We start from the raw sequence: 20,919 nt of genomic DNA, 5'->3' as shown, positions 1-20,919 counted from the left end.
TGCCCTTAGTAGCGACGATAAATCGACTGCAGGAGAACCTGCGATCGACCACCGGCCTGATAACGCGCGCTGATACGGTAGCGATGGCCCATGCAACCCGGCTGCATTTCGCCGGCGCCGCTCGTGACCTTGTCGCAGTTGTACCAATTGGGGAATTCGCCCAGGTACTCGACCAGGTACTGCAGGTCGCTGGCGGTCCCGACCGCCAGGGCGTTCTCGGTGCCGGTGCCGAGCGTTGCCGCATTGACCCAGCCGGTGGTGCCCAGCGAGCGGTCCTCGCCGGCGACCGGCTTACCGCAGACACCACTGGGATTGCTGCAGTCGGTTGCGGTGGGGATGGCAGTCAATCCCTGCACGACGGTCTCGCCCTGGCGCAGGGCCGACTCGGCGGACTGGAAGGCCAGGCTGCGATCGAACAGGTTACCTGCCATGCGCTCACCGAGCAGCGTGCCGCGCAGGCTGGCAAGCCCCAGCAGGGTCATGATCAGCAGGAGGATCAGCACGACCAGCAACGCGACACCGCGCTGCGAGGAACGGGACGGGACGGGACGCTTTCGCGGCATCATGAGGTGCGGTTCCGTAGAGAGACGACGTGGCGGATGGAGCGACGCAGGCCCTTGCCATCGGTGCCGGCCTTGACGGCGTCGGCATCGACGCCCTGCTGCCCTTCGAATTGGAGCTCGATGCGCACGGCCTTCACGCGTTTCCAGTTGCTTGCGGCGGCAATCGTGGCGGCGTTGGCGTAGGTCGTGGCGCCTTCGACCAGGTATGACAGCTGCAGACCGCCAACACCGGCGGCGGGTGTCGAAATACCCTCGAGGATCTCGGTTTCCTGGCCAAGGACACGGCGGTACAACGAGTTCCCGCCGCGCCCGTTGGCCTTCACCAGCCATTGCACGGCATTGAGCTTGGCAACCATCGTCGGCTTGTCACCACTGCCGTACGCGTAGGCAAAGGCGCCACAGGTGGGCCCCACGCCCAGATTCTGGCTGCAATTCTTGGCCGTGCTGCCTGCAACCCCGATGTCAGAGCCAGCAGGCGCATTGATGCGGAACATCGCCGCCTGGGTGTTGTCGCACGCAACGACGACGTCATCGGCAGCGAAATTGCTGGCGGCGCGCGTGAGCGTGAATGTGTTGGAAGCGTATGAAGCCACCGAGATCACGTTATCGGTCGCCGAGTGCAGTTCGATGGCGTCGGTGCCGGCAACCGTGCCGGTAAGGCCACCATTGTCGTAGCCGAGCACGCCATCGCCCCACGTGTTCCACCAGTCCGTGCTCACCACCACGTTCGCCATCGGCAGCATCGGCGCCTGGCCGGGCATCGCCGGACCAGGTTGCGCGCAGGCGGTCCCGTCCGCGTCACGGATGTCACGGGCCATCAGCTCGAATGCCGTCCGGGCGCTCTCCTGCATCCGGCCCATGCTCTCGGTGGCGGCATAGCTCTTGCGGTTGGTCATGAAGATGGCGACCGCCCCCATGGTGACCATGAGCCCGATCAGCATCGCCACCATCAATTCGATAAGCGTCACGCCGCGCATGCGGCGCATCGAGTGACCGATTCTGGAGTACGTCATATCTGCACCATCGTCGTCAGCTGCTGGGCATTGCTGCCGCCGGTGCCACGCGAGTCGTCCCATTCCACCGTGATGGCGTAGACACCGCTTCCCTTGTGTACGATCGCCCCGCAGGCACTGCTGCCCATCACCGCCTGCATGTCACGGATCCAATCCTGCTGGTCTGCATCGCGCAGCACGTCGGCGGGCGTGCCCGCCAGCGTCGGCACGGCGCAGGTGCGCGCCAGTGCGTAGTTGCCGGCACGCGCGCTGGTGCGGTTGGCGCGCATGGCGTCGAGGATGGTGTAACTGGCGATGACCGCCTGGTTGCGCTCAAGCGAGCTCTGGCTGTTGCGAAGCGCAGTCGCCTGCAGGGCGGCAACGCCCAGCAGGCCGATCGCGAGCACCAGCACTGCGATGAGGACTTCCAGCAGGCTCATGCCTCGCTGGGTGGCTGGCGTGGACGGTTGACGTCGGACCGCGTAGTTCATGAGGAAGGTTCCAGGAATGTTCTTGTCGGGCTCAATCGCACACACCGGCGGTCGCGGAAGACGCACGGATCACGCGGACGCGCCCGCCGGCGCCGATGTCGACGTTGCGGACGTTGTCGGCAGGAACCGTTGCCGGCATGCAGACGCGGAACTGACCGGTCAACAACTGGCCCGCCTTGTCGCGTGCGAGGCCGTCCGAGCGGAACATGACAATTCCGTCGGTGACCGCGTTGTTCGCCTTCAGCGTCAACGGCGCCGGCACGGAATTGGCCTGGATGGTCTCCTCACCCGCGTCGACCGAGTTGTCGGCATCGCCGTCGGCGAACACCACCCAGCCGCTGGAAGTGCCCACGCCGCTGCAGGACGCGCCATCGGCGGAACTGCACAGCACCACCCGGCCGTTCCTGCGGATGGCCTCCATTCGTGCGGCCTGGAGCGAAGCGACGAGCTCGTTGCTGCCGGCGCTAAGGCGGCCGGAGTTCTGCACGTAGCGGAAACTCGGAATGGCGACGGCCATCAGGACCCCGAGCACGCACAGGGTGATGGCGAGTTCGACCAGGGTGAAACCACGTTCCCCGCCCCTTGTCGATAGCTGCTGACGCTCAAATACTTGTCCGCGATGCGGCATCATCCCCTCCCCGGGAAGCTTGCCGGTCCAACATAGGGGGGCGTCCGAGGAAGCGCCAGCGACACCCGATTAGCGGACCCGGTGAAGGAATGAGCGGTGAGAACGCCACAGACCGCGGCGACAGGGCATCATGGTGGCTGGGTCCAGATTCCCCGGAAGACATGACCGCAACGGCACCAAGCCACCCGCTGGACACGCTTTGGCAGGCGCCCACCATCATCTGGGCATTGATTGCCGGCGAGGGGGTTTCGGTCGTGCTGGCGCTTGCACCCGGGAACAGCCAGGACCGCTGGGTGTATTTCGGGTTGGCTTCGATCCTGGTGCAGTGGGTACTGCTGCTCAGCCTGGCCCTGCTCTACCTGGTGCGGCGCCCCTTGGTCCGGCTCACGCCACAAAGCGTGGCCTACGTCGCACTTTGCGTGCTCCTGCTCAGCACGTGGCTGGTCGGCGCATGTGCCTGGCTGTTCCTGCAGGACTTGTGGCTCATGGAGCGCGATGACTGGCGTTCGCTGTTCCTGCGCCTGACCGGCATGGCATTGGCCGTAGGTCTATTGGGGCTGGCTGCTTTCCAGAACCACTGGAGGGCGCGCCAGTTGGCCGTGCAGGCAAAGCAGGCGCAACTCGAAGCCCTGCAAGCCCGCATCCGCCCGCATTTCCTCTTCAACACGCTCAACACCGGCGCGGCACTGGTTCACCGCAAGCCGGAGGAAGTCGAACGCCTGCTGCTGGACCTGGCCGACCTGTTCCGCGCGGCACTGGCCGGACCGAGGGACATCTCGCTGGAAGACGAACTGGCGCTGGCGCGGCGTTATCTGGAGATCGAACAACTGCGCTTCGGCGAACGGCTGCAGGTGGACTGGCAGCTGCCTCGCGAAATTCCGGACGTCACCGTCCCGGCCCTGTCCATCCAGCCGCTGGTCGAGAACGCCATCCGCCATGGCATCGAGCGTCGCCCCGGCGGTGGCCAGATCGAGATTGCCGTCACCACCACGCCGGAAACCGTGATCGTGCGCATCATCAATCCGTTGCCACCCAGCGGCAACGAAAGCCGTGGCCATCACGTCGGTCTGAACGCTTCCCAAGTACGGATCGAAGCGCTGACAGGCGGGCGCGGCAGCGTTCTCACGCAGCACGAAGGCAAACGCTTCATCGCAACAGTGCGGCTACCGGTGTCGAAGGCATAGCCGGCGGGTCCCTCTCCCGTCTCGCGGGAGAGAGGCAGGAAGCTTCAGGCCACGACGCGATAGCAGGGCCTGTACTCGCCCGCGATCTTCATGCGGCGCTGCTCGACGAAGGCGCGCAGCAGCGCATCGAGCGACTGCATCATGTCGGCGTCGCCGTGGATCTCGAACGGGCCGTGAGCCTCGATCCGGCGCATGCCGTCTTCCTTGACGTTGCCGGCGACGATGCCGGAGAACGCGCGGCGCAGGTCGGCGGCCAGCTCATGCGGCTTGCGGCCGTGGTGCAGGTCGAGCGAGGCCATTGCCTCGTGGCTCGGCACGAACGGACGCTGGAACGCCAGCGGGATGTCGACCGACCAGTTGAAGAAGAACGAGTCCTTCTGCGCGATGCGATGTTCGCGGACCTTGCGGATGCCCGCGGTCATGCGCTTGGCGACCTTGTCCGGCTCGCCGACGATGATCTCGTAGCGCTTCGTTGCTTCCTCGCCCAGCGTCAGGCGGATGAACTTGTCGATCTGCTCGAAGTACGGCGCCGATGCCGTCGGGCCGGTGAAGATCAGCGGGAACGGCAGGTGCGCGTTTTCTTCGCGCAGCAGGATGCCGAGCAGGTAGAGGATTTCCTCCGCCGTGCCGACGCCACCCGGGAACACGATGATGCCGTGGCCAAGCCGGACAAACGCCTCCAGGCGCTTCTCGATGTCCGGCATGATCACCAGGTGGTTGACGATCGGGTTCGGCGATTCGGCGGCGATGATGCCCGGCTCGGTGATGCCGATGTAGCGCGTGCGGCCGCGACGCTGCTTGGCGTGGGCGATGGTCGCGCCCTTCATCGGGCCCTTCATCGCGCCCGGGCCGCAGCCGGTGCAGATGTCGAGGCCGCGCAGGCCCAGCTCGTAGCCGACCTGCTTGGTGTAGACGTATTCGTCGCGCGAGATCGAGTGGCCACCCCAGCACACCACCAGGTTGGGTTCGGTCGGGTGCAGGATACGCGCGTTGCGCAGCAGGCCGAACACCGAGTCGGTGATGCCCGAGGAGGTTTCCAGGTCCTGGTTCGAATCAGGGCCCAGTTCCATCACCGTGTAGGCCAGGTCGCGGACCACGGCGAACAGCAGCTCGGCGACGCCGCGGATGATCTCGCCGTCGACGAAGGCCATCGCCGGCGCGTGGGTCAGGTCGATGCGGACGCCACGATCCTGCTGATGCACCTGGATGTCGAATTCGGGATACAGCTCGCGCGCGGCGCGCGGGTCGTCGGAGGCGCTGCCGCTGGTCAGCACCGCCAGCGCGCAACGGCGCAGCAGGTCGTGCATGCCGGTGGACACGTCGCGCAGGCGCGCGACCTCGTCACGGGAGAGGACGTCGAGCCCGCCCTTCGGGTAGATCCGGGCGTTGACGGTGGGGAGGGTGGTTTCAATGGTGGCGCTCATCTTTCTCTTCTTTTCTTCTGTTTACCGGCGTGACTCTAGCCTGCCTCCCCCACAAAAGAAAACGGCCGGGAAACCCGGCCGTTTTCAGGTACTTCAGACAGCCTGAGTCAGATCAGAACTTGTAACGCAGGCTGACCTGGGCGGCCCAGCGCGAGATGCCCTTGTCGTCGTAGACGGTCAGCGCATCCGGGGTGTTGACGCGGTAGATGTACTTGCCGGTCGCTGCATCGACGCCACCGTACTCGACCACGCCGCGCATGCCCGGGAACGCCATTTCCTCGACGCGGCCCCAGTCCTTGTTGAGCAGGTTGCCGATGTTGAGGACGTCGATCGAGATCTCGGCCTTGTGACCGTCCATGAAGCCCGGGAATTCCTGGGCGATGTGCAGGTCGAACTGGTTGACCCAGTCACTGGTCACGGCATTGCGCTCTGCCACCTGGCCGCGGTGCGAGTTGAGGTACTCGTTGTTGTTGATCAACGCCCAGAACGTCGCCTCTTCCGCGGCCTTCGTCGCGCCCTGGCCAATGATGACGTCGTCGAGACCGGCCGGGATGTACAGCAGGTCGTTGACGCGACCGTCGCCGTTGGCATCGTTGTCGAAGGTGTAGCTGTACGGACGGCCCGAGCGGCCTTCATAGACCAGCGACACGATGGTGTTGTTGCTGCCGAAGAAGGCGTGCTTCCATTGGGCCGTAGCCAGGAAGCGGTTCTCGATCTCGTAGCTCGAGGTCGCGCTGACTTCTTCGTTGGACTGGAACACTGACACGTTGCCCAGGTTCGAGCTCGAGGTCGAGCTGGTCAGCGGGCTGACTTCATTGGCGTTGGTGTAGGTGTACGACGCGGCCCATGCCCAGTCACCGTCATTGAACGGCTTGTTCAGGCCAATGGTCAGCTGCTGGCTTTCGCCCTTGCCGGTGCGCTTGGCGATGATGGCATCGTTGTAGGACCGATTACGGTTTTCGCGGGCGGCGGCGCCGCCGCTGGACACGCCATCGCGGTTCCAGTTGCTGCCAAGGTAGCCGGCGTTGTTCCAGTACAGCGCGCGGCCATCCGAGCCGATCTTGGTGGCGTTACCCAGGTTGAGCTGCTGGTAGTAGATGCCGTCCTTGACCGAGGTCAGCACCAGCTCGGCCGACGCGACCACGCCCCACCACGGCAGCTCGGTGTCGAACGCCAGGTTGGACTTCCACACGGACGGCTGCACGACATCGGAGTCGATGAAGTCGACTGACTGCGTACCCGGGGTACCGCCGCTCTGCGCCACGGCCAGCTGGCCGCGCGGATCCGGCGAGAACAGCGTGGTGCCATTCGAGTCGAAGTAGTCGGTGTAAGTCACGCCGTTGTTGGCAAACGGGTTGGCCAGCCACACCGTCGCCGCCGCCCCCTTGAACAGGCCGATACCACCGCGCACCTGGCTCGGGCGCTCGGTGTCCATGGTGTAGTTGAAGCCGAAGCGCGGCGACCACAGGTCAGCGCCATCGATGGTGTTGTCGTTACGCACGCCGAACAGCGACGAGGCTGCCGCATTGAACACCGGCTTGTCGTCGACGATCGAATGATCGAAGCGCAGGCCGTAGGTCAGCGTCAGGTTGCTGTTCACCGCCCAGCTGTCCTGCACGAACAGGCCCAGGTTCTCCTGGGTGAACACGGCCGCCATCGCGTCCAGGTCGCCGCCCTGCGGATAGAACAACTGGTAGCGGCTGGAGCGGTTGGCGGCGTAGTCGGCGATGCTGTTGAAGGTGTAGACGCCGTTCACGCGGCGGCCGAACAGGTTGTAGACCTCGTTCGACTCATAGTCCACGCCGAACTTGACGGTGTGGTCGCCCAGGAACAGGTTGCCGGCGAAGAAGCCGTTCCAGGTCTTCGTGCCGAGCACGTTGGCGTGGGTGTTCTCTTCTGTGCCGAAGTTCAGCGTGTTGCTGCCGATGCGCACGGCGATCGCCGGCAGGTCGGTAAGCGGGTTACGCACGGCGGTGTAGTCGCGGTACGAAACCTTGGCCTCGGTCGAGAACACGTCGGTCCAGTCACTGAACAGCTGCGCGCTGTAGGTCTCCAGTTCGAAGTCCTGCACGTAGTGGTAGGTGTTCAGTGCCAGCGACGTGTTGTTGAAGCCCTGCAGGAACGGCGTGCTCTGCTCGGTCTTGCCGTAACGGAAGCTGGCGCGCTGGGCGTCGGTGATGTTCCAGTCGATCTTCAGGCCGTACTCTTCGCTCTCGGTGTCGAGCGAAGGCTTGGCCAGCGTGCCGGGATTGAAGCCCTTGGCGTTGGACAGGGCGATGACCTGGTCGATCTGAGCCTGGGTGATGCCGACGATGTTGCTCTCACCCGAACCGACCGGACCGAAGCCGGAGTTGCCGGTGAACAGTTCCTTGCCGGTGTAGTTCTCGTAGTTGGCGAAGAAGAACAGCTTGTCCTTGATCAGCGGACCACCGAAGGTCATGCCGTAGGTCTGCTCGTTGTCGAACAGCTTCGGACGGATGTCGTTCTGGTTCTTGCCCGACCAGTCGTTGTCGCGGTAGATGCCGTAGACCGAACCGTGGAACTCGTTGGTACCCGACTTGGTGACGGCATTGATCACGCCGCCGGTACCGCCGGAAATGGTGACGTCGTAGTTGGCGACGTCGACCGCGATTTCATCGATGGTGTCCATCGAGAACGGCTGGCGCGGGGTCGGCAGGCCGTTGCCCTGCAGGCCGAACGAGTCGGCGCTGCTGATGCCGTCGACGCGGATCACGTTGTAGCGCGGGTTCTGGCCGCCAACGGTGATTTCGTTGCGTGCCTTGTCGCTCTGCACGATGCGCGGGTCGAGGCGGGCGAAGTCCTGCAGGTTGCGGTTGATGCTCGGCATCGTCTCAAGCTGCTCGCGGGTGATCTGCGAGCCGGCGCCCATCTTGTTGGCGCTGAAAACTTCCGAACCGCCGTACGAGATCGCCTGCACCGATTCCAGCGTGGTGACTTCGTTGTTCAGCGCCAGGTCGACCTGGTTGACCTTGTCGAGGTTGAGGTAGACGCCATCCTGGCTGGTCGTGCCGGCACCGGCCTTGTTGATGGTGACCGTGTACGGGCCACCGACGCGCAGGCCGCGGGCGTTGTAGCGACCATCGGCACCGGTGGTGGCGCGGCTGACCGTGCCCGACTCGGTGTGGGTGATGACGACTTCGGCGCCGGCGACCGGCTGGCCGTCTGCAGCGACAACGCGGCCACCGATACCGGCCGAGGTGGCCTGGGCGAACACGGAAGAGGTGGCGAGGGCGGCGAACAGACCAAGCGCGAGCTTGGACATGCGTACGCGGTTCGGATGGGTCATTGCAGATGGCCTCATGCGTCAGATCAAAGGAAGGAATGCGTTGCCTGCGCGGGACGACTTCCGCGCGGTGGATGCTTGAAAAATTGCGTGACCCCAACACCCGGTGGGTGTGGGCCCCCAGCCCGTTTGTTAACAGTAGTTTAACAGGCTAGGCGGGGCTTGTGACAGAGTCGTGACGGCTGTCAAGAATCGCCATGGGCGGCAAAGCCGGGGGGCGCCGCCCGCTGGCTTTGCTCCGGGAGTGTTCGGTGCTGCCCTCCCGCCCCGCGGGCTCGGCCTTTACGCCGACTCCGGGCAGGGCCGGGCCGCCCCGAAGGGGCCATCGGCCAGCACGGCCGCTTACGGGGGAGCGATCTGGAGGTAGGTGCCCAGTCCGTCCAGGAACATCTGCACCGAGATGGCCACCAGCAGCATGCCCATCAGGCGTTCGATCGCGGTCAGCGCGCGGATGCCCATGAGCTTGTAGAGCAAGGTGGCGCTGAAGAGGATCGCCGCGGTCGCCCCCCAGGCGATCAGCAGGGCCAGGCTCCATTCGCCCAGGCGGGTGGGCTCGTTGCTGCCCATCAGCATCACCGCGGCCATGCCCGACGGCCCCGCCACCAGCGGGATGGCCATGGGCACGATGAAAGGCTCGCCGTCGGGGATCTCGCCCATCAGCCCTTCCGGCGGCGGGAAGATCATGCGGATGCCGATCAGGAACAGGACGATGCCGCCGGCGATGGAGACCGACTCCTGGCGCAGGTGCATCAGTTCCAGGGCGTACTTGCCGCCCCACAGGAACATCATCAGCACGGCCAGGGCGATCAGCAGCTCGCGCGCCAGCACGATCCGCTGGCGCTTGGGCGGCAGGCCACGCAGCAGGCTCAGGAACACCGGCACGTTGCCGAGCGGATCCAGGATCAGGAACAGCAGCAGTGCTGCCGAGGCAATCGTCATGGGCGTGGCGTCATCGGAAAGGCGTCAGAGGCCGAGCGTCGGCAAGATCGGCAGCGCAGTGGCGGCCGGCGGGTTCCAGACCTGGCCACGATGGACCGCACCGGCCTGCGACAGCAGGGTGACGCAGGCGCCGGCATACGCCGTCGGCTCGACGGCACCGCGGTCGTTCTCTTCAACGTAGGCCTTGGCTCGCAGCGGCGTGCGCATCGGCCCGGGCTGCAGGCCGGCCACACGCACCGGCGTGTTGGCGAGCTCGCCGTGGAGCGTGCCGACCAGGCCGGCCAGGCCCTGCTTGGCGACGCCATAGCCACCCCAATAGGCCTTGCCGATGCGCGCCGGATCGTCGAGCACGAACACCACGGCGGCATCAGGCGCCTTGCCGAGCAACGGCAGGCAGGCCTGGGTCAGCCACCACGGCGCGGTGAGGTTGACATGGATCGCGCGGGCGAACGCGGCCGGGTCGGTCTGCGCCAGCGGCGTCAGTCCGGCGAACTCGGCGGCGCAGTGCAGCACGCCGTCCAACCGCCCTACTTCACTTTCCAGTCGCTGCGCCAGTTCGGCGTAATCGTCGGGCGATGCGCCTTCCAGGTCGAGCGGATACAGCAGCGGCTCCGGGCCGACCTGGGTCAGTGCGTCGTACACGCGGTTCAACTTCGGCAGCTTGCGTCCGAGCAGCACGACCGTTGCGCCGGCGCGCGCGCAGGCCAGCGCCGCGGCCTGGCCGAGGCCGCCGTGGGCGCCGGTCACCAGAACGACGCGCCCGTCGAGCGCGCGGTCAACCGCCGCACTCACTGGCTGTGGGTCTCGCTGATCATGCGCGCCAGCTCACCGGACTCGAACAGCTCCATGGTGATGTCGCACCCGCCGATCAGTTCGCCATGGATGAACAACTGCGGGAACGTCGGCCAGTTCGAATAACGCGGCAGGTTGGCGCGGATCTCCGGATCCTCCAGCACGTTGACGGTGTGCAGCTCGTCCGCACCGGCGGCCTTGAGCGCCTGCACAGCGCGGCTGGAGAAGCCGCACATCGGGAACTGCGCCGTCCCCTTCATGAAAAGGACGATCGGATGGCTTTCGACTTCAGCCTGGATCCGCTCCATTACGGACATGGGTGCAACTCCTGCGATGGTGCGTTGCGAACCTTTGACGGCACGGCAACGAAGCGTGGGGATAGAATGTCCAATTGTAAGCCTTCCCGAGCCGCGGACGCTCCGGCCACCCGGAACTCGCCCCCGGCCCTCCCCTTAGCCAGCCCTCTGGAGCCCGCAATGGCCATCGAACTGCCCGCCCTGCCCTACGACCGCACCGCGCTCGAACCGCACATCTCCGGCGAAACCATCGACTTCCACTACGGCAAGCACCACAAGACCTACGTCGACAACCTCAACAAGATGATCGAGGGCACCGAGTTCGCCGGCATGGCGCTCGAAGAGATCATCCGCAAGTCGCAGGGCGGCATGTTCAACAACGCCGCGCAGATCTGGAACCACACGTTCTACTGGAACTGCCTGGCCCCCAACGGCGGCGGCGAGCCCGGCGGCAAGCTGGCCGAGCTGATCAACAAGGCCTTCGGCGACTTCGCCAAGTTCAAGGAAGAGTTCACCAAGGTCACGGTCGGCACCTTCGGTTCGGGCTGGGGCTGGCTGGTGCAGCGTCCGGATGGTTCGCTGGCCTTGGTCAGCACTTCCAACGCCGCCACTCCGCTGACCGGCGACGACACCCCGCTGCTGACCTGCGACGTGTGGGAACACGCGTACTACATCGACTACCGCAACGCCCGTCCGAAGTACGTCGAGGCGTTCTGGAACCTGGTCAACTGGGACTTCGTGGCTGCAAACCTGAAGTAACAGCGCGCGATTCAACGCTGCAAAAGCGAACGGCCGGGGAAACCCGGCCGTTTGCGTTTCAGGACCTTGTCGGCAAGCGCTACGAACGAGCCAGCGCCGCGATCACCGGATCGACCTGCGGCTGTCGACCCAGGCCTTCGCCGACGCGCTGCAGTGCCGTCGCCAGCGCCTGCGCGGAGTCGGCGCGCACGGTGGCGTGGCCAACCTTGCGCCCGGCCCGCGGCAACTTGCCGTAGTCGTGCCAGTGGCCGCCCGGCTCTGCCAGCACCGGAGTTGCCGAGGGCATTTCGCCGATCCAGTTGAGCATGCAGGCCAGGCCGACCATGCGCGTGTCGCCCAGCGGCAAACCGAGCACCGCGCGCAGGTGGTTCTGGAACTGCGAGGTCTCGCTGCCTTCGATGGTCCAGTGACCGGAGTTGTGCACGCGCGGAGCCAGCTCGTTGGCGAGCAGTTCACCGTCACGGCAGAACAGCTCGAGCGCGAACACGCCGACGTAGTCCAGTGCCTCGCCCAGCTTGCGGGCATGCTCGTAAGCAACCTGCGCCAGGGCGCTGTCGACGCGAGCAGGAGCAAGGCTCGCCGACAGCACGCCGTCGACATGCCAGTTCTCGGTCAGCGGCCAGGTGCGGAACTCGCCATCGCGACCGCGCACGGCCACCACCGACAGTTCGCGTTCGAAGTGGACGAAGCCTTCCAGGATCAGGCCGACCTTGCTCGCCTGCGCGCCCAGCGCCTCCCACGCGGCATCGGCATCGGCGATCGACTTGATGCGGAACTGGCCCTTGCCGTCGTAGCCAAGACGGCGGGTCTTGAGGATGCACGGCGTACCGATCTGCGCGATCGCGGCGTCGAGCTGCTCGCGCGTGTCGATCGCGGCGAACGGCGGCACCGGAATGCCCAGCTGCTGGAACAGGGTCTTCTCGGCCAGCCGGTCCTGCGCCGTCGCCAGCGCGCGCGGATTCGGGAACACCTGCACGCGCTCGCTCAGCCACTGCGCCGACTCGGACGGCACGTTCTCGAAATCGAACGTGGCCACGTCGACGCGAGAGGCGAATTCGGCCAGCGTGGTCTCGTCGCGGTAGTCACCCACCACCATCGGCGCGAACTGGCCGGCGCAGGCATCGGCGACGTTGTCCATCACCAGGAAGCGCAGGCCGAGCGGCGCGCCGGAAAGGGCGAGCATGCGGGCCAGTTGCCCGCCGCCAAGGATGCCTACGGTGGTCATTTCCGCGGATCGTCGTTGGCGAGCACGTCGTCGGTCTGGCGCGTGCGGAAGGTTTCGAGCGCGGCGCCGATCGCCGGATGATCGGCGGACAGCATCGCGGCGGCGAACAGTGCGGCATTGGCGGCGCCGGCGTTGCCGATGGCGAAGGTCGCCACGGGAATGCCGGCCGGCATCTGCACGATCGACAGCAGCGAGTCCATGCCGTTGAGCGCCTTGCTCTGCACCGGCACGCCCAGCACCGGCACGGCGGTCTTGGCGGCGAGCATGCCCGGCAGGTGGGCGGCACCGCCGGCACCGGCGATGATCGCGCGCAGGCCGCGCGACTGCGCCGTGGCGGCGTAGTCGAACAGGACGTCGGGGGTGCGATGCGCCGAGACCACGCGGATCTCATGCGGGACGCCCAGCGCCTCCAGCTTGGCGGCGGCGTGCTGCATCGTCTCCCAGTCGGAGCGCGAGCCCATCACGATGCCCACCAGCGGGGCCAGTACGTTTTCGGACATTGGTCGAGCCTTGGTGCAAAGACGTATTCTAACCGCCTGTTCCGTTCTCCCGGCATCACACCGTATGGATCGCAAGCTGCTCGACCTGCTCGTCTGCCCGACCACCCGCCAGCCCCTGCAACTGCTGGACAGCCGCAGCCTGCAGGCCCTGAACGCCGCGATCCAGGCCGGCGGCATCGTCCGCGGCGACGGCGGCGCCCAGGCCGAACCGGTCAAGGAAGCGCTGGTCACCCGCGACCGCAAGATCGCCTACCGCATCGACGACGGCATCCCGGTGCTGCTGGCCGAAGAGGCCATCGCCACCGCCCAGGTCGACGCTTTCCCCAGCGCTTGACCACGCCATGACGTCCCCGTTTGAAGCCGCCCCGCCGCCGGCCGAGGTCATCGCCGCCGACGTCGCCCGCGCACTCGCCGAGGACCTCGGCAGCGGCGACGTCACCGCCTCGCTGCTGCCCGACGCCGCCGACAGCGCCTACCTGCTGTGCAAGGAAGACGCCGTGGTCTGCGGGCGCCCCTGGTTCGACGCCTGCCACCGCGCGCTCGATCCGGACGTGCGCATCGACTGGAGAGTCGCCGAGGGTGACCGCGTCGCCAAGGGCACGGTGCTGGCCATCCTGCAGGGCAGATCACGCGCCCTGGTGAGCGCCGAGCGCGCTTCACTGAACTTCCTGCAGACCCTGTCCGGCACCGCGACCACCACCGCGGCCTACGTCGATGCCGTGCGCGGCACCGGCGCGAAGATCCTCGACACGCGCAAGACGATCCCGGGCCTGCGCCTGGCGCAGAAGTACGCGGTGCGCGTCGGTGGCGGCGTGAACCACCGCATCGGATTGTTCGACGCGGTGATGCTCAAGGAGAACCACGTGCGCGCCGCAGGTTCATTGACCGCCGCCATCCGCGCCGCACGCCAGATGCATCCGCAGCTGCCGCTGATCGTTGAAGTGGAGACGATCGCGCAACTGGAAGAGGCGCTGCACGAAGGCTGCGATCGCATCCTGATCGACGACTTCGATGCGGAAACACGCCGCGAAGCGGTCCGCATCGCCGCCAACCCGCCATTCAACCGGCGCATCCCGCTGGAGGTTTCCGGCGGTGTCGACATGCAGACCCTGCGCTCGATTGCCGAGGACGGCGTCGACTGCATTTCCATTGGCGGACTGACCAAGCACGTCCGCGCCATCGACCTCTCGCTCAAGCTCGGCCCGCCGCCCGCCTGAGGCGGCGCGGTGCGCCGGCCTGCTCAAAGCATCTGCAGGCCGCCCGGCGCCATGACCACGTAGGCACCCGCTGCCGCCGATGCAAGCAGCGCGACGGCCAGCAGCCACGGCCACACCGGGCGTCGACGCGGCGCCGGACGCGGTGCCGCGACCACCTGCACCGGTTCGGCCTTCGCCGTGGCGGCAAGACGAAAACGCAGGGTGTCGAAGGCGATCTCGTCGCCGACCCTGGCTTCGCCGCGCAGCACGCGCTTGCCGTTGATGAAGCTGCCGTTGCTCGAACCCAGGTCCTCGACCTGCACGCCACTGTCGGTCGGCATCAGCCGGGCATGGTTGCGCGACAGGCCCGGTGAATCGAAACGCATCGTGCTTTCGCTGCTGCGGCCGACGGTGACGACACCGACCAGTGGGTCGCTGCGTCCGGACACTTCGGCCGACACGCCGCGAAGGAAGAAGCGCGGGACCACCGGTCGCACCGCGGTCACGCCCGGGTCGTCGTTGGCCGGCATCAGGTCAGGCCCGGTCGGCGGCGATTGCCGCGCAACCATGGGCGCCGGACCCAGGGCGGCGAGCTTGGCCTGGACCTGGTCGAAACCGACGCTGTCACCCGGCCGCAACGTGATCAGGCCCGCGACCTTGCGGCCGTTGACGGTGACCGCGGTACCGGGCGGGACATCGAGCATCACGCCCTGTGCGGTCACGTGCAGCTGGCAGTGCTGCGGCAACACCCCGGGGTGATCGATGACGATGGTGGAATGCGGATCGGAGCCGACGCGATTGATGCCGTGGCCCAGCAAAACCTGCGGGTGTTCGCCACCCGGAAAGACGAGTTTCATTCTTGGACCTGCTCCCCTGTCAGCAATGTCCTGTACCCCTTGCGGCCGGCGCGGCGCGCCGCCACATTTAGGACTTGGATAACCTATCCCGCGGTCCTGAATTGCATGCCGACTTTACTGATCCTGATGATTGCCGCTGCGATGGTGTTCGCATTCTGGAGCGCCGGGCGCGCCGCGGCCGAGCGTGCCGAGGCGGTCGGACGGGACGCCTGCAGGGCGGCCGGGGTGCAGTGGCTGGACCAGAGCGTGCACGCGACGGGCATCCGCCTGTGCCGCCATGACAACGGCTGGCTCGGCTGGGAGCGCACGTTCCGCTTCGATTACTCGATCGACGGCGAGGACCGGCACGTGGGCCGCATGGTCCTGCGCGGGGATCGGTTGATTGCCTTCAGCGGGCCGGTGACGCGGGCGCCTGCGCAATTGCACTGACTGACGATCCGTCATCCCCGCGAAGGCGGGGATCCAAGGACGTTGCTTCTCACCGCGGTCCCTCTACGTCCATGGATTCCCGCCTTCGCGGGAATGACGAGAGATGACCTGCAGACTTACTTGACGATGCGCAGATGCCCGCCGCGGCGCGGCGTCGGCGTCGGCGATTGCGGGCCGTCGTCGTCGCCTTCGGGGGCCGGATCGCTGGGGACCGCGCTGAGCGTCGTGGTCACGCCTTCTTCGGCGCTGTCGATGTCGCTGTCGAGGTCACTGTCGTCGCCCGCGGCATGCACGTCGTCCGGCAGTGCCATGCCCTGCCCGGTCTCGCGAGCGTAGATCGCCAGCACGGCCTGCACCGGCACGCTCACCGGATAGCTGACGCCGCCGAAGCGTGCACTGAAGCGGATCGCGTCGTTGCCCATCTCCAGGTGCGAGACCGCACGCTCGGCGATGTTGAGCACGATCTTGCCGTCCTTCACCGCATGCATGGGCACCTGCACGCTCGGCCGGGCGGCATCGACCAGCAGGTGCGGGGTCATGCCGTTGTCGGCGATCCATTCGTACAACGCCCGCAGCAGATAAGGGCGGTGGCTGGTCATCGGGGGACTTTCCTGACTCATGCGGCGAGTTTAGCGCCGTCGTGTCGTGGGCAGGTGGAAACCGGCGGCAAAAAAACCAAGCGGGCCATGCGGCCCGCTCGTCGAATCGGTAGTACCGGCGGCCGGATCAGGCCGGCATTTCGCGCAGTTTGCGTTCCTGTTCGGTCAGGCTGCGGGTGAAGCCGGGATTGCGGAAGATGCGGTTGCCGTAGTCCTCGATCGCCTTGCCGTCCTTCGGCATCGGCACGCCCAGCGCATCGAGCCGCCAGATGATCGGCGCCATCGCGCAGTCGGCCAGGCTCATCTCCGGATTGAGGAAGAACTTGCTCGCCTTGAACAGCGGCACCGAGGCGGTGAGCAGTTCCTTCAGGCGCTTGCGGCCGGCTTCGGCCTGGGCCTTGTTGCCCAGCTGGATGGCCTGCACCTGCGGCACCCAGTCGTGCTCCAGGCGCAGCATCGCCAGGCGCAGGCGTGCGCGCGAAAGCGGGTCGACCGGCATCAGCGGCGGGTGCGGGTAGCGTTCGTCGAGGTACTCGCTGACCACGCTGGCCGCATAGAGCACCAGGTCGCGCTCGACCAGGGTCGGCACCGAGTGGTAGGGGTTCAGATCGACGAGATCTTCGGGGGGGTTCTGCGGATCGACCGGGACCAGATCGTAGGTGACGCCTTTGGCCGCAAGCACCAGGCGCACGCGGTGACACAGCACGCAATCGGTGGAGGAAAACAGCGTCAGGGCATTACGCATACGTGGACTCGCCGCCATTATCGACCTCTCCCAGCCACCAGAATCCGCCGGTGGCAAGACGCCATCCACCCCGTGTGGACGGTCGTCACGGCCTCGATCGCGCAGCCCGCCGCATCAACCAAGGAGCCCGCACATTACTGGGCGGGCTCCAAGGGATACAGCAGCGATCAGTGCTTGTCCACGTCTCGCCAGTACTCGATCTTGAGCAGGTAGGCAATGATGGTGAACATCGCCAGGAACAGGATCACCCATACGCCGAGGTTCTGGCGCTTGAGGGCGGCCGGTTCGCCGGCGTACTCGAGGAAAGTGGTGATGTCGCGCACGGCCTGGTTGAAGCCCTGCTCGTCGAGCTGGCCCGCCTGGGTCACCTTCAGTCCGTGCACCGGACGCTCGCCGGTCTTCTTGTCGGCTTCGCCGAACTCGGCGTGCTGGAGACCCTGCAGTTCCCACAGCGGGTTCGGCATCGAAGCGTTCGGGAACAGCTGGTTGTTCCAGCCCAGCGGACGCGACTCGTCCAGGTAGAACGACTTCAGATAGGTGTAGATCCAGTCGCTGCCACGCACGCGCGAGATCAGGCTCAGGTCCGGCGGCATCTTGCCGAACCACTGGTTGGCGTGCTCCGGCGTCAGGCTGACCTGGATCTGCTCACCGACCTTGGCGCCGGTGAAATTCAGGTTGGCCATGACGTCGTCCTCGCTCAGGCCGAGGTCTTCGGCCATGCGCGAGTAACGCAGGTACTTGAGCGAGTGGCAGCCCGAGCAGTAGTTCATGTACAGCTTGGCGCCGCGCTGCAACGAGGCCTGGTCGCCCAGGTCCGTGCCCGACTGCTGCAGGTTGCCGCCCGAGGAAGCGTAGGCGGACACCGAGACCAACAGGCCGGCGGCAAAAATGGCGAGCTTCTTCACGATGTGCGTCTTCTGGAAGGGCTGGCGGACGTCGGTCTGGTTAGTCATGCATCGTCACCCGTTCCGGCACCGGCTTGGTCCTGTCGAACTTGGTCCACAGCGGCATGGTGATGAAGAAGACGAAGTACAGGAAAGTCAGCACGCGGCCAATGATCGTCTCGACCGGGTCGGTACCCGGGCCGGCGCCGATCTTGCCCAGCCACAGGAAGCAGATGGCGAGCATGCCGAGCATGATCTTGGTCAGCATGCCGCGGTAGCGGTGCGACTTGACCGGCGACTTGTCCAGCCACGGCACCAGGAACAGCACCGCGATCGCGGCGAACATCACGATCACGCCGCTGAGCTTGTGCGGGATGACGCGCAACATCGCGTAGTACGGGGTGTAGTACCAGACCGGCTTGATGTGCTCCGGCGTCACCAGGCGGTTGGCCTCGGTGAAGTTGTCATGCTCCAGGAACCAGCCACCGAAGGCCGGCGCGAAGAAGATGACGAACGCGCAGATGATCAGGAAGAAGCTGACGCCGAACAGATCCTTGACCGTGTAGTACGGGTGGAACGGGATGCCGTCGACCGGCTTGGTCGCGTCCCAGCGGTTGCCCTTCGGACCCTTCTTGATGTCGACGCCGTCGGGGTTGTTGGAACCGACCTCGTGCAGCGCACCCAGGTGCAGCACGACCAGCAGCAGCAGCACCAGCGGCAGTGCGATCACGTGCAGGGCGAAGAAGCGGTTGAGGGTGGCATCGCCGGGCAGGTAGTCGCCCATGATCCACTCGGTCAGGCCGTTGCCGATCACCGGGATCGCGCCGAACAAGGAGATGATCACCTTGGCGCCCCAGAACGACATCTGGCCCCACGGCAGCACGTAGCCCATGAAGGCTTCGGCCATCAGCACCAGGTAGATCAGCATGCCCAGGATCCACACCAGCTCGCGCGGCTTCTGGTAGGAGCCGTACATCAGGCCGCGGAACATGTGCAGGTAGACGACGATGAAGAACATCGACGCACCGGTGGAGTGCATGTAGCGGATCAGCCAGCCCCACTCCACGTCACGCATGATGTACTCGACCGACGAGAACGCTTCGGCCGCGGACGGCTTGAAGTGCATCGTCAGGAAGATGCCGGTGACGATCTGGTTGACCAGCACCAGCAGCGCCAGCGAACCCATGTAGTACCAGAAGTTGAAGTTCTTCGGCGCGTAGTACTCGGTCATGTGCTTGCGGTACGCCGGCATCATGCCGGGTGCGCGCGCGTTGACCCAATCCCAGGCGCCCACTGCGGTGCGGGTAATGATGTTCGACATGACTTACGCCGCTCCCTTGCTGCCGGACGACGGATCGACGCCGATCACGATCGTGGTGTCGCTCTCATAGTGGTGCGGCGGCACGACCAGGTTGGTCGGCGCCGGGACGCCCTGGAACACGCGACCGGCCATGTCGAAGCGCGACTTGTGGCAGGGGCAGAAATAACCGCCCTTCCAGTTCTCGTCGAACGGCTCCGGGCGGATCTCGGCCTTCATTTCCGGCGAGCAGCCCAGGTGCGTGCACAGGCCGACCAGCACGGAGATCTCCGGCTTGATCGAGCGCAGCTCACCGGTGATGTAGGCCGGCTGCTGGTCCTTGTTCTCGGACTTGGGATCGCGGAGGTGACCGTCGAGGGTCGGCAGCGCGGCAAGGATCGCCTTGGAGCGCTTGACGATCCAGATCGGCTGGCCGCGCCACTCCAGGATGATGCGCTGGCCTTCTTCCAACGCACTGATGTCCGCGGAAATCGGAGCGCCGGCGAGCTTGGCTCGGGCACTCGGGTTCCAGGACTTGATGAACGGTACCGCCACAAAACCGGCTCCGACCGCACCGACCACGGCAGTGGTCGCGGTCAGGAACCGACGGCGGCCCTGGTTGACAGGATCGTGGACCCCTTGGTTGGCCATCCGGCACTCCGCAAAGCTGTTCGAAGTTACACCGCGTAGCCAGCCACTGGCGACGGCTCGCGGCACAAAAGACGGGGAAGTGTAACGGAACGGTGAATGGCCCGACAATCCGCCGATGTTGCGCAAACCGCCCGCTGGGCCCCGGCAGGCACCCTGCGGCCTCACAAACCCCTCAAATCAGCGGACGACGCTGCCCGCGCCGCGGTAACGCTCGGCCAGCTGGGCCACGCGCACGACGTAGCGCTGGGTCTCACTGTAGGGCGGCACGCCCTTGTACTTGTCCACGGCGCCCTCGCCGGCGTTATAGCCGGCGGCCGCCAGGGTCAGGTTGTTGTTGAAGCGCTTGAGCAGCCAGGCCAGGTACTGCACGCCGCCCTGGATGTTCTGGCTGGCATCGAAAGCGTTGCTGACGCCGAAACGTCGTGCTGTCGCCGGCATCAGCTGCATCAGGCCCTGCGCGCCCACGCGCGAGAGCGCGTTGGGGTTGTAGGCCGACTCGGCATGGATGATCGCGCGCACGATCGACTCGTCCACGCCGTGCTGGCGGGCGGCGGCGGCGATCTCGTTGCGATAGGCGTCGGTATTGAGGCGGACCGTGCCGAAGTTGACGCCCGGCCGGGCACCGCAGGCGTAGCAGGCCTCGATGTAGCTGTAGCGGATGGTGCGCACGGCGCTGGCGCTGGCCACGCCGCGCGGCGCCTTGCTTGTGTAGTGGCGCACGCCATCCTGGATGTACGAGTAGACCTGGCCGCGCACCACGCGCGGGGCGGTGCTGCTGGTCTGGGACGGGGCGGCCGGTGCCGGCGCGGCTGTCGAGGCGACGGTCATGGCGACAGGCACGGCGACCGGTGCGGCCGGGGCATGGATCGAAACGGGAGAGCCGGCAACCGGACTGGCCGGGGTGGCGCTGCCCATTGCAGCCGGCGCCTTGGCGGGCGCGGCGAGCGGTCGGTCCGCCCCGCGGGACTGGCTGATCACGGTGCAACGGGCGCCCGCCGGCTTCTTGCTGACGTAGCTGCGACTGCCATCCGGCAGGTCGCAACGGTACAGAGCACCGGCCACGGACGGCGCCGCAGCCAGCAACAAGGCAATCCCCAGTAGCAGTGAGCCCCCCCTCATGGCCGCGAGTGTGTCCTGTCTCCCCGGGTGCTTCAAGTGCTTGAT

Annotated in this window: 23 protein-coding genes; 5 read left to right on the top strand and 18 right to left on the bottom strand. The window is 66.2% G+C overall.

Annotated features, from left to right (window positions below):
• Positions 1 to 5 precede the first annotated feature (5 nt).
• The 4 genes from AC3A3Q_RS11945 to AC3A3Q_RS11930 all read right to left on the bottom strand — a co-directional run bounded on the left by AC3A3Q_RS11945 (position 6) and on the right by AC3A3Q_RS11930 (position 2,674).
• A complete protein-coding gene (locus AC3A3Q_RS11945) occupies positions 6 to 563 on the bottom strand; it encodes a pilus assembly PilX family protein (protein WP_487586463.1) in 558 nt (185 codons plus the stop codon).
• Positions 563 to 1,549, bottom strand: a complete 987-nt coding sequence (locus AC3A3Q_RS11940) for a PilW family protein (RefSeq protein ID WP_487586462.1) — start codon at positions 1,547 to 1,549, stop codon at positions 563 to 565. The genes AC3A3Q_RS11945 and AC3A3Q_RS11940 overlap by 1 nt, the downstream gene beginning before the upstream one ends.
• Positions 1,550 to 1,572: 23 nt before the next feature.
• Positions 1,573 to 1,995 carry a type IV pilus modification protein PilV gene (gene pilV, locus AC3A3Q_RS11935; protein WP_487586461.1) on the bottom strand — a complete coding sequence of 141 codons (423 nt, stop codon included), beginning with the start codon at positions 1,993 to 1,995 and terminating at the stop codon, positions 1,573 to 1,575.
• Between the two features lie 82 nt (positions 1,996 to 2,077).
• Positions 2,078 to 2,674, bottom strand: a complete 597-nt coding sequence (locus AC3A3Q_RS11930) for a GspH/FimT family pseudopilin (protein WP_487586460.1) — start codon at positions 2,672 to 2,674, stop codon at positions 2,078 to 2,080.
• Positions 2,675 to 2,763: 89 nt separating this feature from the next.
• Here AC3A3Q_RS11930 and AC3A3Q_RS11925 point away from each other — a divergent pair, with 89 nt between their 5' ends.
• Complete coding sequence (locus tag AC3A3Q_RS11925; RefSeq protein ID WP_487586459.1) at positions 2,764 to 3,858, top strand: sensor histidine kinase; 1,095 nt, start codon at positions 2,764 to 2,766, stop codon at positions 3,856 to 3,858.
• 44 nt (positions 3,859 to 3,902) lie between these two features.
• Here the strand turns inward: AC3A3Q_RS11925 and ppnN are convergent, their stop codons facing one another.
• The 5 genes from ppnN to grxD form a co-directional block, all read right to left on the bottom strand.
• Positions 3,903 to 5,282, bottom strand: a complete 1,380-nt coding sequence (ppnN, locus tag AC3A3Q_RS11920; RefSeq protein WP_487586458.1) for a nucleotide 5'-monophosphate nucleosidase PpnN — start codon at positions 5,280 to 5,282, stop codon at positions 3,903 to 3,905.
• Positions 5,283 to 5,394: 112 nt separating this feature from the next.
• Entirely contained in the window at positions 5,395 to 8,589 is a 3,195-nt protein-coding gene (locus AC3A3Q_RS11915) for a TonB-dependent receptor (protein ID WP_487586457.1), read from the bottom strand.
• 339 nt (positions 8,590 to 8,928) lie between these two features.
• Positions 8,929 to 9,525: a YhgN family NAAT transporter gene (locus AC3A3Q_RS11910; protein ID WP_200604402.1), complete on the bottom strand. Its 597-nt coding sequence runs from the start codon at positions 9,523 to 9,525 to the stop codon at positions 8,929 to 8,931.
• A 24-nt stretch (positions 9,526 to 9,549) separates the two neighbouring features.
• Complete coding sequence (locus AC3A3Q_RS11905; RefSeq protein ID WP_487586456.1) at positions 9,550 to 10,317, bottom strand: SDR family NAD(P)-dependent oxidoreductase; 768 nt, start codon at positions 10,315 to 10,317, stop codon at positions 9,550 to 9,552.
• On the bottom strand, positions 10,314 to 10,634 hold the full coding sequence (gene grxD / locus AC3A3Q_RS11900) for a Grx4 family monothiol glutaredoxin (protein ID WP_200604401.1): 321 nt from the start codon (positions 10,632 to 10,634) through the stop codon (positions 10,314 to 10,316). The genes AC3A3Q_RS11905 and grxD overlap by 4 nt, the downstream gene beginning before the upstream one ends.
• Positions 10,635 to 10,793: 159 nt before the next feature.
• Between grxD and AC3A3Q_RS11895 the strand changes: the two genes are divergently transcribed.
• A complete protein-coding gene (locus tag AC3A3Q_RS11895; RefSeq protein ID WP_200604400.1) occupies positions 10,794 to 11,372 on the top strand; it encodes a superoxide dismutase in 579 nt (192 codons plus the stop codon).
• Positions 11,373 to 11,451: 79 nt separating this feature from the next.
• Here the strand turns inward: AC3A3Q_RS11895 and AC3A3Q_RS11890 are convergent, their stop codons facing one another.
• Both AC3A3Q_RS11890 and purE read right to left on the bottom strand, forming a co-directional pair.
• A complete protein-coding gene (locus AC3A3Q_RS11890; protein ID WP_487586455.1) occupies positions 11,452 to 12,597 on the bottom strand; it encodes a 5-(carboxyamino)imidazole ribonucleotide synthase in 1,146 nt (381 codons plus the stop codon).
• Positions 12,594 to 13,097, bottom strand: coding sequence for a 5-(carboxyamino)imidazole ribonucleotide mutase (gene purE, locus AC3A3Q_RS11885; RefSeq protein WP_487586454.1), 504 nt, complete (start codon positions 13,095 to 13,097; stop codon positions 12,594 to 12,596). Before purE ends, AC3A3Q_RS11890 begins: the two co-directional genes overlap by 4 nt.
• Before the next feature lie 64 nt (positions 13,098 to 13,161).
• Between purE and AC3A3Q_RS11880 the strand changes: the two genes are divergently transcribed.
• Entirely contained in the window at positions 13,162 to 13,431 is a 270-nt protein-coding gene (locus AC3A3Q_RS11880) for a Trm112 family protein (RefSeq protein WP_200604397.1), read from the top strand.
• Between the two features lie 7 nt (positions 13,432 to 13,438).
• Positions 13,439 to 14,314 carry a carboxylating nicotinate-nucleotide diphosphorylase gene (gene nadC / locus AC3A3Q_RS11875; protein WP_487586453.1) on the top strand — a complete coding sequence of 292 codons (876 nt, stop codon included), beginning with the start codon at positions 13,439 to 13,441 and terminating at the stop codon, positions 14,312 to 14,314.
• A 23-nt stretch (positions 14,315 to 14,337) separates the two neighbouring features.
• Here the strand turns inward: nadC and AC3A3Q_RS11870 are convergent, their stop codons facing one another.
• Positions 14,338 to 15,150, bottom strand: a complete 813-nt coding sequence (locus tag AC3A3Q_RS11870; protein WP_487586452.1) for an FHA domain-containing protein — start codon at positions 15,148 to 15,150, stop codon at positions 14,338 to 14,340.
• Positions 15,151 to 15,255: 105 nt separating this feature from the next.
• Here AC3A3Q_RS11870 and AC3A3Q_RS11865 point away from each other — a divergent pair, with 105 nt between their 5' ends.
• The gene (locus AC3A3Q_RS11865; protein WP_200604394.1) at positions 15,256 to 15,579 is read left to right on the top strand and encodes a DUF3301 domain-containing protein; all 324 of its coding nucleotides are present in this window, start codon (positions 15,256 to 15,258) and stop codon (positions 15,577 to 15,579) included.
• A gap of 116 nt (positions 15,580 to 15,695) precedes the next feature.
• On the opposite strand, the gene AC3A3Q_RS11860 is transcribed toward AC3A3Q_RS11865, so the two are convergent.
• The 6 genes from AC3A3Q_RS11860 to AC3A3Q_RS11835 form a co-directional block, all read right to left on the bottom strand.
• Positions 15,696 to 16,199, bottom strand: coding sequence for a ClpXP protease specificity-enhancing factor (locus AC3A3Q_RS11860; protein ID WP_487586451.1), 504 nt, complete (start codon positions 16,197 to 16,199; stop codon positions 15,696 to 15,698).
• Between the two features lie 106 nt (positions 16,200 to 16,305).
• Positions 16,306 to 16,941: a glutathione S-transferase N-terminal domain-containing protein gene (locus AC3A3Q_RS11855; protein ID WP_158733116.1), complete on the bottom strand. Its 636-nt coding sequence runs from the start codon at positions 16,939 to 16,941 to the stop codon at positions 16,306 to 16,308.
• A gap of 149 nt (positions 16,942 to 17,090) precedes the next feature.
• Positions 17,091 to 17,876, bottom strand: coding sequence for a cytochrome c1 (locus tag AC3A3Q_RS11850; protein ID WP_487586450.1), 786 nt, complete (start codon positions 17,874 to 17,876; stop codon positions 17,091 to 17,093).
• Positions 17,869 to 19,128 (bottom strand): cytochrome b, encoded by a 1,260-nt coding sequence (locus AC3A3Q_RS11845; RefSeq protein ID WP_487586449.1) that lies wholly within the window; start codon positions 19,126 to 19,128, stop codon positions 17,869 to 17,871. The genes AC3A3Q_RS11850 and AC3A3Q_RS11845 overlap by 8 nt, the downstream gene beginning before the upstream one ends.
• Positions 19,129 to 19,131: 3 nt before the next feature.
• A complete protein-coding gene (gene petA, locus AC3A3Q_RS11840) occupies positions 19,132 to 19,755 on the bottom strand; it encodes a ubiquinol-cytochrome c reductase iron-sulfur subunit (protein WP_487586448.1) in 624 nt (207 codons plus the stop codon).
• Between the two features lie 177 nt (positions 19,756 to 19,932).
• Positions 19,933 to 20,874 (bottom strand): lytic transglycosylase domain-containing protein, encoded by a 942-nt coding sequence (locus tag AC3A3Q_RS11835; RefSeq protein ID WP_487586447.1) that lies wholly within the window; start codon positions 20,872 to 20,874, stop codon positions 19,933 to 19,935.
• Positions 20,875 to 20,919 lie beyond the last annotated feature (45 nt).

This window comes from Lysobacter sp. Soil_C_59 (assembly GCF_057656415.1).
This window is presented reverse-complemented; position numbering and strand designations above follow the sequence as displayed.

Bases quoted from the DNA above. Each gene is read 5' to 3' on its own strand.
- AC3A3Q_RS11945 (WP_487586463.1), bottom strand. From the start codon at position 563: ATGCCGCGAAAGCGTCCCGTCCCGTCCCGTTCCTCGCAGCGCGGTGTC.
- grxD (WP_200604401.1), bottom strand. From the start codon at position 10,634: ATGTCCGTAATGGAGCGGATCCAGGCTGAAGTCGAAAGCCATCCGATC.
- nadC (WP_487586453.1), top strand. From the start codon at position 13,439: ATGACGTCCCCGTTTGAAGCCGCCCCGCCGCCGGCCGAGGTCATCGCC.
- AC3A3Q_RS11850 (WP_487586450.1), bottom strand. From the start codon at position 17,876: ATGACTAACCAGACCGACGTCCGCCAGCCCTTCCAGAAGACGCACATC.
- AC3A3Q_RS11895 (WP_200604400.1), top strand. From the start codon at position 10,794: ATGGCCATCGAACTGCCCGCCCTGCCCTACGACCGCACCGCGCTCGAA.
- AC3A3Q_RS11845 (WP_487586449.1), bottom strand. From the start codon at position 19,128: ATGTCGAACATCATTACCCGCACCGCAGTGGGCGCCTGGGATTGGGTC.
- AC3A3Q_RS11880 (WP_200604397.1), top strand. From the start codon at position 13,162: ATGGATCGCAAGCTGCTCGACCTGCTCGTCTGCCCGACCACCCGCCAG.
- AC3A3Q_RS11870 (WP_487586452.1), bottom strand. From the start codon at position 15,150: ATGAAACTCGTCTTTCCGGGTGGCGAACACCCGCAGGTTTTGCTGGGC.
- AC3A3Q_RS11930 (WP_487586460.1), bottom strand. From the start codon at position 2,674: ATGCCGCATCGCGGACAAGTATTTGAGCGTCAGCAGCTATCGACAAGG.
- pilV (WP_487586461.1), bottom strand. From the start codon at position 1,995: ATGAGCCTGCTGGAAGTCCTCATCGCAGTGCTGGTGCTCGCGATCGGC.
- AC3A3Q_RS11910 (WP_200604402.1), bottom strand. From the start codon at position 9,525: ATGACGATTGCCTCGGCAGCACTGCTGCTGTTCCTGATCCTGGATCCG.
- AC3A3Q_RS11915 (WP_487586457.1), bottom strand. From the start codon at position 8,589: ATGACCCATCCGAACCGCGTACGCATGTCCAAGCTCGCGCTTGGTCTG.
- AC3A3Q_RS11925 (WP_487586459.1), top strand. From the start codon at position 2,764: ATGAGCGGTGAGAACGCCACAGACCGCGGCGACAGGGCATCATGGTGG.
- purE (WP_487586454.1), bottom strand. From the start codon at position 13,097: ATGTCCGAAAACGTACTGGCCCCGCTGGTGGGCATCGTGATGGGCTCG.
- ppnN (WP_487586458.1), bottom strand. From the start codon at position 5,282: ATGAGCGCCACCATTGAAACCACCCTCCCCACCGTCAACGCCCGGATC.
- AC3A3Q_RS11855 (WP_158733116.1), bottom strand. From the start codon at position 16,941: ATGGCGGCGAGTCCACGTATGCGTAATGCCCTGACGCTGTTTTCCTCC.
- AC3A3Q_RS11835 (WP_487586447.1), bottom strand. From the start codon at position 20,874: ATGAGGGGGGGCTCACTGCTACTGGGGATTGCCTTGTTGCTGGCTGCG.
- petA (WP_487586448.1), bottom strand. From the start codon at position 19,755: ATGGCCAACCAAGGGGTCCACGATCCTGTCAACCAGGGCCGCCGTCGG.
- AC3A3Q_RS11860 (WP_487586451.1), bottom strand. From the start codon at position 16,199: ATGAGTCAGGAAAGTCCCCCGATGACCAGCCACCGCCCTTATCTGCTG.
- AC3A3Q_RS11940 (WP_487586462.1), bottom strand. From the start codon at position 1,549: ATGCGCCGCATGCGCGGCGTGACGCTTATCGAATTGATGGTGGCGATG.
- AC3A3Q_RS11865 (WP_200604394.1), top strand. From the start codon at position 15,256: ATGCCGACTTTACTGATCCTGATGATTGCCGCTGCGATGGTGTTCGCA.
- AC3A3Q_RS11890 (WP_487586455.1), bottom strand. From the start codon at position 12,597: ATGACCACCGTAGGCATCCTTGGCGGCGGGCAACTGGCCCGCATGCTC.